Below are 12,794 nucleotides of genomic sequence, written 5' to 3'. Positions count from 1 at the left end.
GTACTTATGGACCTCAAAGTAGGCATCGTCGGATTCGGCTTGCGGTCGTCGCTGTGGCGCCACGCGCACAAGCCCGGCCACGGTTCGGAAGTTACGGTTGTGTGCGATCTGGGCGAGCGCGGCAGGGCTGACGCAGCAGAGAAGATCCCGACGGCGGTCATCACCGAGGACCTGGACGTCTTGTTGGCCTCCGGCCTGGACGCGGTGCTGGTCCTGACCCCGGACAACCAGCACGCCGCCGTCGCGGTCCGGACGCTCAAAGCGGGCATTCCCACCTTCTGCGAGAAACCGCTCGATGTCACGCTCGAAGCAGCCGACCTCATCCTCCAGACGGCCTTCGACACCGGGACACGACTGTACGTGGGCCACAACATGCGGCACATGCCGGTGGTGGTGCAGATGCGGGACATCATCCAGGCCGGGACCATCGGTGACGTCAAGGCCGTTTGGTGCCGGCACTTCGTGGGAAACGGCGGGGACTACTATTTCAAGGATTGGCATGCCCAGCGCGCCAACACCACCGGGCTGCTGCTGCAAAAGGGCGCGCACGATATCGACGTCATCCACTGGCTCGCCGGGGGGTACAGCACCAAGGTGCAGGCAATCGGGGATCTGGCCGTCTACGGGGACGTCGCGTCCCGCCGCGACAACACGGGCCGCCGGATGGGGGATTGGTTTTCGGTGGACAATTGGCCCCCCACCGAGCAGACGGACCTCGCCGAGACGATCGACGTCGAGGACATCTCGATGATGAACATGGTCCTGGACAACGGTGTGCTTGCCTCGTACCAGCAGTGCCATTTCACCCCGGACTATTGGCGGAACTACACCGTGATCGGCACCAAGGGCAGGATCGAGAACTTCGGTGACGGGGCCGGCGATCAGATCTATGTATGGACCACCCGGACAACGTCAGGTTTCGCCGAGCCCGACCAGAAGGTCTTGGTCCGTGACGGCGAAGGCGGCCATGGCGGTGCGGACCCCTTGCTGATCGCAGAGTTCCTGCGGTTCGCCAAGGACGGGGGAACCACGGCGACCTCGCCGATCGCGGCCCGGGAGGCCGTGGCCGCGGGAGTGCTTGCCACCGACTCCCTCCGCGGCGACGGTTGCGCGAAGCTGGTTCCGGCCTTGCCGGAAGAGCTCGTGGAGTATTTCAACGCAGGGCAGCCGGCCCGGGTCCGGGAACTCTAGCGCCGCGTGCCGCCGGCGAGTTCGGTCATGACGGTGTGTAGTGCTTCGCAGACCGTCATGACCGATTTCCGCTTCAGGGTCTCCGGCCTCGCCAGGATGTCGATCTTGCGCACGGAATTCACCCCCGCGAGCGGTCGCAGCACCACGCCGGCGTCCAGGACGCGCTGGGCGGTGAACCGCGGGAGCAAACCTATCGCGCCACCGTCCGCCACGAGCGAGGCCACGGTGGAATAGTCGTTGATGCGGTGCAGGACGTCCGCCGGACGCCCGCTGACGGCGACGACGGCGGCCAGCACGTCCGCGGGGGAGTATCCGTCGCGGCTGGTCACCCAGGGCTGCCCGACGACGTCGGCCGGCCTGAGTTCGCGGCGCGCCGCGAGCGGGTGCCCGGCAGGCAACGCGACGTCGAGCGGTTCGTCGGCGAGCGGGATGACGGCTACTTTGTCGGTGGGCCAGCCGGGACTGTGCTCCATCCGGTGCGCCAGCACGAGGTCGTAGCGCGCGGCGAGGCCCGGAAAGTCTTCCTGTGCGACGTCTTCGTCGGCGAGCTTCACGCGGGGAACGCTGTTTTCCGGACCCGCGGTGCGCGCGGTCGTCAACAAGGCCGCGAGCGGAGCGAACAAAGCCTGCCCCGCACTGTGGAAGGCGCTCACGGTGACGGTGGAGCCCGGGGAGTCATGGTACGCGCCGATCGCCGCCTGGGCGTCGGCCATGGCGCTCACGACGGCGGCTCCGGCGTCGGCGAGGACCCGGCCCGCATCGGTGAGCACCAAGGCGCGGCCTTCCTTGCGGGTCAAGGGCACGTCCACCGACTTCTGCAGGAGGGCGAGCTGCTGGGAAACGGCCGAGGGAGTGACCATGAGCGTCTCGGCCACGGCCTTGACACTGCCGAGATCTCCTAGTTCCCTGAGCATTTGGAGCTGATGTACTTCCATTTAGCAAATGCTAAATCGTTGATTGAGAAAAACCTAGTTGTGCTAAACCGTCCGTGGGGCTTCAATGAAGTGAAACGGCACACAAACGGCCCAATCCCTTGAGTTAGGAAGACCCATGAAGGCTCTCTACAAGTCCGGTCCCCACGCTGGTTTTGAACTCGTCGAACGGCCCGAACCGGAGGCAGGTCCCAGCGACGTCAAGATCCGCGTCATGACCACCGGTATCTGCGGAACGGACCTGCACATCCAGTCCTGGGACGCTTGGGCGCAGAGCATCATCGAGACTCCCTTGATCGCGGGACACGAGTTCTACGGCGAAGTGGTGTCCGTGGGCGAGGACGTCCGCGACGTCAAGGTCGGTGACCGCGTCTCCGGTGAAGGCCACGTGGTCTGCGGCATCTGCCGCAATTGCCGCGCAGGCCGCCGCCAGATGTGCATCCATACGGTGTCCGTGGGCGTGCAGCGCGACGGCGCCTTCGCCGAATACGTTGTCATTCCGGAGACCAACGTCTGGGTCCACCACGATCCCTCCGTCACCCCGGAGCTTGGCGCCATCTTCGACCCCTTCGGCAACGCCGTCCACACCGCACTGAGCTTCCCCCTCGTCGGCGAGGACGTGCTCATCACAGGCGCCGGCCCCATCGGACTCATGGCAATCGCCGTCGCGCGCCACGCCGGTGCCCGCAAGATCGCCATCACGGACGTGTCCGCTCCCCGCCTCGAACTCGCCCGGAAGATGGGCGTGGACCTCGCCGTTGATGTGTCGAAGATGCGCGTCAAGGATGCCCAGCTCGAGCTCGGCATGCGCGAAGGATTCGACATCGGCCTGGAAATGTCCGGGCATCCGACGGCCCTGCCTGAGATGATCAACAACATGAACCACGGCGGACGCATCGCCATGCTTGGCTTGCCCAGCCAGTCCATCGACATCGACTGGGGCAAAGTGGTCACCCACATGCTGACCCTCAAGGGCATCTACGGCCGCGAAATGTACGAAACCTGGTACGCCATGAGTGCCATGCTGTCCTCCAACCCCGTGCTGCACAGCCACATCTCCGCCGTCGTCACGGACAAGCTGTCCGCCACCGACTGGGAAAAGGGCTTCGAAATCGCCCGCGCCGGCACAGGCGGCAAGGTTGTCCTCGACTGGACTGAACTCTAGAACGCCGAATTCTAAGACACCGTAAAGTCCTCCCCAAGACCCCAGTACCAGGAGCCACCATGTACTCAAGCATCAAAGACCAGCTGCAGGGCGAACTTGAAGAGATCCGCACCGCAGGCCTCTTCAAGACCGAGCGGCACATCGACTCGCCGCAGGCCAGCCACATCTCCGCAGGCCAGCTCGGCCAGCCGGCGAACACCGTGCTGAACTTCTGCGCCAACAACTACCTGGGCCTGGCAGACCACGCGGACATCATCGCTGCCGCCAAATCCGCCATGGACGAGCGCGGCTTCGGCATGGCCTCCGTCCGTTTCATCTGCGGCACCCAGGACCTGCACCTTGAGCTCGAAGCCCGGGTCTCACAGTTCCTCGGAACCGAGGACACCATCCTCTTCTCCAGCTGCTTCGACGCCAACGGAGGTGTCTTTKAGTCCCTGTTCGGGGCCGAGGACGCCATCATCTCCGACTCCCTGAACCACGCCTCGATCATCGACGGCATCCGGCTCAGCAAGGCCAAGCGCTTCCGCTACGCCAACCAGGACATGGCTGACCTCGAAGCCAAGCTGATCGAAGCCTCGAGCGGCGAAGCTCCGGCCCGGCGCAAGATCATCGTGACGGACGGCGTCTTCTCCATGGACGGCTACCTCGCGCCGCTCGAAGCCATCTGCGATCTCGCCGAAAAGCACGACGCCCTGGTCATGGTGGACGATTCCCACGCCGTCGGCTTCATGGGAGCCACCGGTGCCGGAACCCCGGAACACGCGGGTGTTTCGGACAGGATCGACATCTACACCGGCACGTTCGGCAAGGCCCTTGGCGGCGCCTCCGGAGGCTACGTCTCCGGCCGCAGCGAAATCGTCGCCATGCTGCGCCAGAAGGCCCGCCCTTACCTGTTCTCCAACTCCCTGGCCCCGGCAATCGTCGCAGCCACCATCAAGGCCATTGAGCTGGTCCAGGGTTCGGGCGAGCTCCGCTCCAGGCTCTTCGAGAACGCTGCCTTGTTCCGGCGCCGCATGAGCGAGGAAGGCTTCGAGCTGCTCGACGGCGAACACGCCATCATTCCGGTGATGTTCGGCGACGCCGTGCTTGCCGCGAAGGTTGCCGACGAGATGCTCCACCACGGAGTGTTCGTCACCGCGTTCAGCTACCCCGTGGTACCCAAGGGAGCGGCCCGGATCCGCGTGCAGCTCTCGGCCGCGCACAGCTCCGAGGACGTCGAGGCGTGTGTCCAGGCCTTCGTGAAGAGCCGCGCAGCCGCGGGGCTCTGAGTTCCCATGATCCTCACCATCCTGGGCGGCGGGGGATTCCGGGTACCCCTGGTCTATTCAGCGTTGCTGTCCGACCATGGGCCCGGCCGGGTCACCGAACTGAGGCTGTTCGACGCCGACCCCGCGCGCCTGGGCGTGGTGGCCAGGGTCCTCGCCGACATGGCCGAGGGGGTGCCCGACGCACCAGCTGTGAGGACGTTCACAGCGCTGCCGGCAGCCTTGCCCGGCACCGACTTCATCTTCTCCGCCATCCGGGTGGGTGGACTCGAGGGGCGCGCCGCCGATGAGCGGATCGCACTGGAACGCGGAGTCATTGGGCAGGAGACCGTCGGTGCAGGGGGGATTTCCTACGCCCTCCGAACCATTCCCGTGGTCCTGGATATCGCCGAGTCGGTGAAGAAGCATGCTCCGCACGCCTGGTTCATCAACTTCACCAACCCGGCCGGCGTCATCACCGAGGTCATGACGCGGGTCCTTGGCAACAAGGTGGTGGGGATTTGCGATTCGCCGGTGGGGCTCGCCAGGCGATGCTTGCTCGCAGCCGGAATCCACCGCGGCGCGGCTGCCTTTCGGGATGGCTCCGTGCAGATCGACTACATCGGCCTGAACCACCTGGGCTGGTTGCGCGGGCTCGTGGTCGACGGTGCGGATGTCTTGCCGCGGCTCCTGGCCGACGACGGCGCCATCGAGTCCTTTGAGGAGGGCCGGCTGTTCGGCGCTTCGTGGATCAAAGCCCTAGGTGCGGTTCCCAACGAATATCTGCACTACTACTACTTCAGGCGGGAAGCGCTCGACGCCGACCGGCGCGCCCACATTACCCGCGGCGCCTACCTGGCGCGCCAACAGTCGTCCTTCTACAGCGGGCTCGCGGCAGCGAACGACGGCGGTGCGGAGCCCGCCCAGGGGGTCCCGTCGTCGAAAGCGGCTTTCAGGCTCTGGGAGAAGACCAAGCTCGATCGCGAAGAGACATACATGCAGAGCAACAGGGACGCGGCAGGCACGTTCGAACGCGACGCCGAAGACCTGGTTTCCGGCGGCTACGAGGCCGTGGCCTTGGCGATCATGCGCGCCATCAGCCAGGGCGAATCGGCCCGACTGATCCTGAATGTCCCCAATAAAGGCACCCTGGCGGAACTCGACGCCGACGCCGTCATCGAGGCGCCGTGCCTCGTGGATGCGGGTGGAGCCCGCGTGCTCCCGGCCAAGCCCCTACCGGACTACGCGCGCGGGCTCGTCGTCAACGCCAAGGCGGTGGAACGCGCCACCATCGACGCTGCGCTCACGGGTTCCCGGCGCTCCGCCTACAAGGCGATGGCCATGAACCCGCTCGTGGACTCGGTCAGGGTGGCAGAAGCGCTCCTGGCCGACTACATCGGCCATTTCAAGGAACTCCAATACCTGCGCTGAACCCCTTCGCCTAAGCCCTGTCCCGAGGGGGAGAGGAGGCCTAGTATCTGCAGCATGGACAAAGATGCAGCACCTTCCGTGACCGAAGTGTTGGATTCGCAGCAATGCTGGAATCTCCTGAGGGGCGTGTCCGTCGGCAGGCTGGCCGTGTGGCTGGGAGACCACCCTGACATTTTTCCGATCAATTACACCGTGGACCAGGGGACGGTGGTCTTCAGGACCGGAGCGGGCACAAAGCTCGCCGCGGCCTTGGGCGAATTCCCGGTGGCCATGGAGGTGGACGGCGTCGACGCCAACACGGGCGTCGCGTGGAGCGTTGTGCTCCACGGCAAGGCGGCGCCCGTCAAACAGCTCGACGACGTCATCAACACGTTCTCCCTGCCCCTGTTTCCTTGGGAATCAGGCAAGAAGGACCATTTCGTGCGGGTTCCCGCGGATTCGATCTCCGGACGGCGCTTCACTGTCACGGAACCGCTCACGTGGTGGACCCCCTACAGCGGCATCAAGCCGTCCGCGTTGGAATAGCCGGCGGCCCTGTTCGGCACCGGGCGCTACTCGCATCTGGGCCTGCGCGCTGACAGGATGGGGGGATGGCTGCAAATTATGATGTGGTAATTGTCGGTGGAGGAATCGCCGGGTTGTCGCTCGCCTCAGCGCTGGCCGGCCAGTGTTCGGTAGCCCTCGTGGAAGCCGAACAGACACTGGCGTACCACACGTCCTCCCGCTCGGCCCGGCAGCTCATCCCCAGCTATGGACCCGCCGTCGTGCAGGAACTCACCGTCCGCACGCTGGAGCTGATGGCAGCCCGCGACGCCGGATTGCCGGTACCGGTCCTGGAACCGCGCTCGTTCATGCTGGTGGGCGACGAAGCCACCGTCAAGGCGGAAGCCAGCGGACACATGCACCCCATCACGCACGCCGAAGCCCTTGAGCTGTGCCCGGCACTGAATCCGGAGGCCTTCACGGCCGCCGGCCTGGACACGGGGTCATTCGCCTGCAATGCGCCCGTGCTGTTGGAAGACCACCGGCAGCGCGCCGAGGCCGGGGGAGTGGACATCATTACCGGCGCCCGGGTCCATTCTGCCCAACGGCTTGGTTCCGGCTGGCAATTGGGCGCCGGGCTGGAAGGCTTCCAGTCCGCCGTCGTCGTCAACGCGGCAGGTGCCTGGGCGGACGAGCTCGCGGTGCTCAGCGGCGTGGAGAAGCTCGGCTTGCAGCCGTTCCGGCGCACGGCGGCCATCGTCGACGTCGAGCGCCCGCTTCGGCCGGGCACCCCGATGGTGGCGGCGGCCGATGACACCTACTACTTCCGGCGCGAGGGGGAACAGGTGCTCATTTCCCCGTCGGAAACGGTGCCGAGCGGTCCCGAGGACGCGCGGCCGCGGCCCGGCGACGTGGAGGAGCTGGTGGCCCGGCTGAATTCGATCACGTCGCTGGGCATCCGCTCCGTGGCGAAAGCCTGGACGGGGTTGCGCACCGAGGCTGCCGACGGCGTTCCGGTGGTGGGATTCGACGCCGAGGCTCCCGGCTTCTTCTGGCTTGCCGGACAGGGCGGCTACGGATTCCAGACCTCTTCCGCCATCGCCGAACTCGCCGCCGCGGAGATCCTGGGTTCGGGGACCGTTGGCACCGCACCGGGCATCAGTCCGGCATCCCGGACACCGAGGGAGCTGGCAGCGGCCCGTTGGTCCATCCGCCGTTGAACAATAGGTTCATGAGCGGGCAGACGAGCACACTGATCAGCAACATCGGCGAACTGATGACCCAGGACGCGGAGCATCGCGTCCTCAAGGATGCCGCCGTAGTAATCGAGGGTGAGCGGATTGCCTGGATCGGTCCGGCGTCGGAGGCTCCCTCGGCTGATGGGCACGTGGACGCGGAAGGCCGCGCCGTGCTCCCGGGGTGGGTTGACTCGCACTCGCACCTGATTTTCGCCGGAGACCGCACCGCCGAATTCGAGGCCAGGATGGCCGGCCAGAGCTACAGCGCCGGCGGCATCGCCGTCACCACGGGCGCCACGCGCGCAGCGAGCGACGAGGAACTGACCCGGCTCGCTGCCGGGCGCGTGGCAGAAGCCGTTTCCCAGGGCACCACCTACCTCGAGAGCAAGACCGGCTACGGACTGGACCTTGAGAACGAGGCCCGCAGTGCCCGCATCGCGGCAGCGACCGTGGATGAAGTCACCTACCTCGGCGCGCACTTGGTCCCGGCTGGAGCCGACGCCGAGGAATACACGGACCTCGTCTGCGGTCCGATGCTCGACGCCGTCCGGCCGTACGTGAAGTGGGCCGATGTCTTCTGCGAGCGCGGCGCTTTCACCGAAGAGCAGTCGCGCCGCGTCCTGACCGCGTGCCGCGACGCGGGCCTGGGCCTGCGCGTCCACGGCAACCAACTGGGTGAAGGACCTGGCGTGCAGTTGGCCGTGGAGTTCGGTGCGGCCAGCGTCGACCACGTCAACTACCTCTCGGCGGCAGACATCGGGGCGCTCGCCGGGACCTGGAGCGGCTGGGATGCCTCCACCGGAACGGGCACGCGCGGCACGGTTGCCACTTGCCTGCCTGCTTGCGATCTCTCCACCCGCCAGCCGCTCGCCCCGGGCCGGGCACTGATCGACGCTGGGGTGCAGATTGCCTTGGCCGCGAACTGCAACCCCGGCACCTCCTACACGAGCTCCATCGCCTTCTGCGTCACCACGGCGGTGCTGCAGATGCACCTAAGCGTCCATGAAGCTGTCCGGGCGGCCACGTACGGCGGTGCGCTCGCGCTCGGCAGGGAGTCGGGCGTTGACGTCGACGGCGAACGGGCGGTGGGTTCGATCGCCGTCGGGCACCGCGCCGACCTGCACATGCTCAAGGCGCCGTCGGCGACCCATCTGGCGTACCGGCCCGGAATCCCGCTGACTTTCGCCGTGTGGCGGGCGGGCGTCCGCGCTGTCTAGCGGCGCCTCCGCAACGCGTCTCCCTACAGCTTTCGCAGCACAGGCAGGGCCTCTCCAGATGGAGGGGCCCTGCTTTTGCTTGGGCGTGTCCGAGGTGCCGCACGATCCTTGTGCGATTGAATATGATCGTTTAGTGTTTATATGGATCATAAAACGTCAAATGATTGAGTGTTGAAGAGCGCGTCGAAGTAGCGCGGACAGGAATGGTAAGTGCGATGAGTAACAACACCCTCGGGGCCTTCATGGAAGAAGAGCTTGTTTCGCAGCCCGAGGTCTGGCAGCGGGCCGTCGAGCAATCCAAAGCGGAGCACCTGCTTCCCGTCGACGGCGAGCGGATCGCCGTCGTCGGTTGCGGTACCTCATGGTTCATGGCGCAAAGCTATGCCGCCGCCCGCGAAGCCGCAGGCAAGGGCGTCACCGACGCGTTCGCAGCGTCCGAAGCCTTCCTCAATCACAACAGCGCGGGCCGCCAGTACGACGCCGTCATCGCCATTACCCGCTCCGGCACCACCACGGAGGTGCTTGAGCTCCTGGAAGCCTTGCGTGGAAAAGTCCGCACTATCGCGGTGATCGGCGACGTGAATTCACCCATCACCACCCTGGCGGACGCCGTGATCGGCCTTCCCTACGCGGACGAGAAATCGGTGGTCCAGACCCGCTTCGCCACGACCGCCCTCGTGTACCTCCTGACGAGCCTGGGCATCGAACTCGGCACGGCAATCGAGGACGCCCGTCCGGCAGTGGCCGAGCCCGTTTCCCAGGAGTTGCTCGACGCCGAACAGTTCACCTTCCTCGGTACCGGCTGGACCGTTGGCCTGGCCCACGAAGCAGGCCTCAAGATGCGCGAAGCAGTTCAGGGCTGGACCGAATCCTATCCGGCAATGGAATACCGGCACGGTCCCATTTCCATCGCCGCCCCTGGCCGGGTGACGTGGATCTTCGGCCCGCAGCCCGAGGGCTTGGACGCCGACATGGGCCGCACCGGCGCCCTCTACGTCAATACCGGCAAGCACCCGCTCGCCGAGCTGGCACGGGTCCACAAGGTCACCCTGGAGCGGGCACGCGTGCGCGGCCTCAACCCCGACCTCCCGCGCAACCTCACGCGCTCTGTTGTCCTGAACGCCACGGCCTAGGCAATCCCATGGTTCTCGGAGCCGCTGAATCCGCAGTCCTGGCCTTCGATGTCGGAGGGACCGATCTGAAGGCAGGCCTGGTCGACACAGCCGGGAATGTCCTGGGTTTACGCCGCAGGGCTACGCCGCATGATCCTTTGCGGCCGGGCGAGGCGATCCTGGACGCCGTTGAGGCATTGGCCTCGGAATTTGCCGCTGAATTCCCCGCCCACCCGGCGAAGGCAGCATGCATTGTGGTCCCGGGAATCGTTGACTCCGACACCGGAGTGGGGATCTATTCGGCGAACCTGGGCTGGCGGAACTTTCCCTTTGGGGAAAAGGCCGCGCAACGCCTCGGACTGCCGGTCTCCTTCGGGCACGATGTCAGCACGGCCGCCGAAGCCGAATTCCGTTTCGGAGCGGCCCGGGATTTTCGCAACGTCGTGGTGATGGTGGTCGGCACCGGGATCGCCGCCGCTGTCATCTCCGACGGGTACCCGGTACGCGCAGGCGGCTTCGCCGGGGAACTGGGGCACGCCCTCGTTCCGGACCCCGACGGTCCGGGCCACACGATCCTCGAGGCCGTCGGCTCCGCCGGAGCGATCGCCCGGCGTTACAGCGACAAAGCCGGAACTCCGCGCGCCGGTGCCCGTGAAGTCCTCGAACGGGCCACAGCCGGCGATGCCCTTGCGGCCCGGATCTGGGCCGACGCCGTGGACGCCCTCGCGTTCAGCCTCAGCCAATGCGTCAGCATCATCGGCACCGAGGCAGTGGTAGTGGGTGGCGGGCTTGCCGAAGCCGGAGAAGGACTTCTGCAGCCACTGCGTTCCCGCCTCGATGAACTGCTCGATTTCCAACGCCGGCCCATCATCATGCGCGCCCAACTGGGCCAGGATGCGGGTTTGCTTGGCGCCGCCATGAGGGCCCGGGCACTGCTCCCGGCTGCGAAGGCCGCCTCCGGCACGGGGACGGGGCGATGAACCAGCCGATGAACCAGGCCATGAAACGGGTCATCACCGTCACGCCCAATCCGGCCATCGACCTGAGCTACCACGTCGCCGGGATCACCCCCGGAGCAAGCCATCGTGTTGCCGCGCCCCTCAGCCGCGCAGGCGGAAAAGGCCTCAACGTTGCGCGCGTGGCGCACCAGCTGGGCCATCCCGTGCTGGCACTCGCGCCCTGCGGCGGCACGGCGGGTGCCGAATTCGCTGCCGAACTCCTCAGCAGCGGCGTGCCGCATCGCCTGGTTCCAGTCGCCGCGGACACTCGGCGCAGCATCGCCCTCGTCGATACGGTGGGCGGCGAAACGTCCATCTTCAATGAAGAGGGCAGTCCCCTCCAACCGTCAGAATGGCAGGCGCTGGCCGCCGCCGTCGTCGACGCCCTGGACGGTCAAAGCCCGGGAGTGCTTGTCGGTTCCGGCAGCCTGCCGCCCGGCGCTCCGGCCGACTTCTACCCGGCGCTGGTGCGCCTGGCGCACGACGCCGGGATTCCCGCCGTCGTCGATACCTCCGGTCCCGGGATCATCGCCGCCGCACGCGCCGGGGCGGACCTCCTCAAGCCCAACAACCACGAGCTCCTCGAAGCAACAGGGGAAAGCAGCCTGGACGTAGCAGCAGAGCGTTTGATCGGGCTCGGGGCCAAGACGGTCCTGGTCAGTGCCGGCGCCGACGGCATGCTCGCGTTCCACCATGCCGCCCCCGGAGGGTACTGGGCCGCCCGGCTCCCGGAACCACTCAGCGGCAACCCCACAGGAGCCGGCGACGCCGGAGTGGCGGCGGCCGCCGTCGCGCTCGCCGACGGCATCACCGACATCCCCACGATCCTCCGCCGGGCTACAGCCTGGTCCGCCGCCGCGGTGCTCATGCCCGCCGCCGGCGAGATCTCGCCGCTCTACGCGGACCTCGAAGACCAACTCATTCTCAGCTGGAAGGAGACCCTGTGACGCTCGTCAGTACACGGGAACTCATGGACACCGCCACGGCCAACCGAATCGGACAGGGCGCCTTCAATGTCATCCACCTCGAAACCGCGGAAGGCCTGGTAGCCGGGGCGGAGTCGGCTGGTGTTCCGTTGATCCTGCAGATCTCGGAGAACTGTGTCCGTTTCCACGGCGGACTCGTACCGATCGCCCGGGGTGCCATGTCCATCGCCCGGGACTCTTCGGTGCCCGTGGCCCTGCACCTGGACCACGCCGAATCCGAAGAACTTGCCCTGCAGGCTGTCGACCTCGGCTTCGGGTCCGTCATGTACGACGGCGCGCACTTGCCGTATCGCGCGAACGTCGAAGTCACGCGTCGGGTCGCCACCTACGCCCAGGACCACGGGGTCTACGTCGAGGCCGAGCTCGGGAAGGTGGGAGGCAAGGACGGTGCCCATGCCCCGGGAGTCCGCACCGATCCGGCCGAAGCCCGTTCCTTCGTGGAAGCCACCGGCGTCGACGCCCTCGCCGTCGCCGTTGGTTCCTCGCACGCCATGACCGAACGCAGCGCAGCCCTGGACCTGGCCCTGATCACCCGGCTCAAGGAAGCCGTCCGGCTGCCGCTCGTCCTGCACGGGTCCTCCGGCGTAGCAGATGAAACGCTGGTGGCGGCAATCCGGGCCGGTATGACTAAGATCAACGTATCCACACACTTGAACGGGTTCTTCACCCGCGCCGTCCGTGAGTACCTGGATGCCAACCCTTCCGTGGTGGACTCCCGCAAGTACATCAAGGCCGGACGTGACGCCTTGGTGTTGGAAACCGCACGTCTGCTGACGCTGTTCGCGAAAGTGAACTAG

The 12,794-nt window shown here is 66.5% G+C and carries 12 protein-coding genes; 11 read left to right on the top strand and 1 reads right to left on the bottom strand.

Translation table 11 applies throughout. The features are described from left to right. The first annotated feature begins 6 nt into the window (after window positions 1-6). Window positions 7-1,191, top strand: coding sequence for a Gfo/Idh/MocA family protein (locus tag AB4068_RS11855; protein ID WP_332601465.1), 1,185 nt, complete (start codon window positions 7-9; stop codon window positions 1,189-1,191). Here AB4068_RS11855 and AB4068_RS11850 read toward each other — a convergent pair. Beyond that, window positions 1,188-2,126 carry a LysR family transcriptional regulator gene (locus AB4068_RS11850; RefSeq protein ID WP_441433482.1) on the bottom strand — a complete coding sequence of 313 codons (939 nt, stop codon included), beginning with the start codon at window positions 2,124-2,126 and terminating at the stop codon, window positions 1,188-1,190. The two genes, AB4068_RS11855 and AB4068_RS11850, sit on opposite strands and share 4 nt — an antisense overlap. Before the next feature lie 115 nt (window positions 2,127-2,241). Between AB4068_RS11850 and tdh the strand changes: the two genes are divergently transcribed. From tdh to AB4068_RS11800, 10 genes are all read left to right on the top strand, one after another. Next, window positions 2,242-3,288, top strand: a complete 1,047-nt coding sequence (gene tdh / locus AB4068_RS11845) for an L-threonine 3-dehydrogenase (protein ID WP_284989759.1) — start codon at window positions 2,242-2,244, stop codon at window positions 3,286-3,288. Window positions 3,289-3,347: 59 nt separating this feature from the next. Further along, a complete protein-coding gene (locus AB4068_RS11840; protein WP_441433481.1) occupies window positions 3,348-4,556 on the top strand; it encodes a glycine C-acetyltransferase in 1,209 nt (402 codons plus the stop codon). Between the two features lie 6 nt (window positions 4,557-4,562). Beyond that, window positions 4,563-5,963 carry a 6-phospho-beta-glucosidase gene (locus AB4068_RS11835; RefSeq protein ID WP_441433480.1) on the top strand — a complete coding sequence of 467 codons (1,401 nt, stop codon included), beginning with the start codon at window positions 4,563-4,565 and terminating at the stop codon, window positions 5,961-5,963. 54 nt (window positions 5,964-6,017) lie between these two features. Beyond that, the gene (locus AB4068_RS11830; protein WP_059387879.1) at window positions 6,018-6,488 is read left to right on the top strand and encodes a pyridoxamine 5'-phosphate oxidase family protein; all 471 of its coding nucleotides are present in this window, start codon (window positions 6,018-6,020) and stop codon (window positions 6,486-6,488) included. Window positions 6,489-6,553: 65 nt separating this feature from the next. After that, a complete protein-coding gene (locus AB4068_RS11825) occupies window positions 6,554-7,666 on the top strand; it encodes an NAD(P)/FAD-dependent oxidoreductase (RefSeq protein ID WP_441433479.1) in 1,113 nt (370 codons plus the stop codon). A gap of 11 nt (window positions 7,667-7,677) precedes the next feature. Further along, window positions 7,678-8,901 carry an imidazolonepropionase gene (hutI, locus tag AB4068_RS11820; protein ID WP_332601461.1) on the top strand — a complete coding sequence of 408 codons (1,224 nt, stop codon included), beginning with the start codon at window positions 7,678-7,680 and terminating at the stop codon, window positions 8,899-8,901. A 215-nt stretch (window positions 8,902-9,116) separates the two neighbouring features. Next, window positions 9,117-10,034, top strand: a complete 918-nt coding sequence (locus tag AB4068_RS11815) for an SIS domain-containing protein (RefSeq protein ID WP_332601460.1) — start codon at window positions 9,117-9,119, stop codon at window positions 10,032-10,034. An 8-nt stretch (window positions 10,035-10,042) separates the two neighbouring features. Further along, window positions 10,043-10,993 carry an ROK family protein gene (locus AB4068_RS11810; protein WP_284989754.1) on the top strand — a complete coding sequence of 317 codons (951 nt, stop codon included), beginning with the start codon at window positions 10,043-10,045 and terminating at the stop codon, window positions 10,991-10,993. Further along, the gene (locus AB4068_RS11805; RefSeq protein ID WP_441433478.1) at window positions 10,990-11,958 is read left to right on the top strand and encodes a 1-phosphofructokinase family hexose kinase; all 969 of its coding nucleotides are present in this window, start codon (window positions 10,990-10,992) and stop codon (window positions 11,956-11,958) included. Before AB4068_RS11810 ends, AB4068_RS11805 begins: the two co-directional genes overlap by 4 nt. Then, entirely contained in the window at window positions 11,955-12,794 is an 840-nt protein-coding gene (locus tag AB4068_RS11800) for a class II fructose-bisphosphate aldolase (RefSeq protein ID WP_441433477.1), read from the top strand. The genes AB4068_RS11805 and AB4068_RS11800 overlap by 4 nt, the downstream gene beginning before the upstream one ends.

The organism is Arthrobacter sp. 2RAF22, assembly GCF_052115325.1.
Classification (GTDB): domain Bacteria; phylum Actinomycetota; class Actinomycetes; order Actinomycetales; family Micrococcaceae; genus Arthrobacter.
Note: the sequence above shows the minus strand (reverse complement) of the source record. Positions and strands in the feature narration are given on the sequence as shown.

What these genes read in the sequence shown, in the direction of transcription:
- AB4068_RS11835 (WP_441433480.1), top strand. Translation starts at nt 4,563, where the DNA reads ATGATCCTCACCATCCTGGGCGGCGGGGGATTCCGGGTACCCCTGGTC.
- AB4068_RS11855 (WP_332601465.1), top strand. Translation starts at nt 7, where the DNA reads ATGGACCTCAAAGTAGGCATCGTCGGATTCGGCTTGCGGTCGTCGCTG.
- AB4068_RS11805 (WP_441433478.1), top strand. Translation starts at nt 10,990, where the DNA reads ATGAACCAGCCGATGAACCAGGCCATGAAACGGGTCATCACCGTCACG.
- AB4068_RS11830 (WP_059387879.1), top strand. Translation starts at nt 6,018, where the DNA reads ATGGACAAAGATGCAGCACCTTCCGTGACCGAAGTGTTGGATTCGCAG.
- AB4068_RS11850 (WP_441433482.1), bottom strand. Translation starts at nt 2,126, where the DNA reads ATGGAAGTACATCAGCTCCAAATGCTCAGGGAACTAGGAGATCTCGGC.
- hutI (WP_332601461.1), top strand. Translation starts at nt 7,678, where the DNA reads ATGAGCGGGCAGACGAGCACACTGATCAGCAACATCGGCGAACTGATG.
- tdh (WP_284989759.1), top strand. Translation starts at nt 2,242, where the DNA reads ATGAAGGCTCTCTACAAGTCCGGTCCCCACGCTGGTTTTGAACTCGTC.
- AB4068_RS11810 (WP_284989754.1), top strand. Translation starts at nt 10,043, where the DNA reads ATGGTTCTCGGAGCCGCTGAATCCGCAGTCCTGGCCTTCGATGTCGGA.
- AB4068_RS11815 (WP_332601460.1), top strand. Translation starts at nt 9,117, where the DNA reads ATGAGTAACAACACCCTCGGGGCCTTCATGGAAGAAGAGCTTGTTTCG.
- AB4068_RS11825 (WP_441433479.1), top strand. Translation starts at nt 6,554, where the DNA reads ATGGCTGCAAATTATGATGTGGTAATTGTCGGTGGAGGAATCGCCGGG.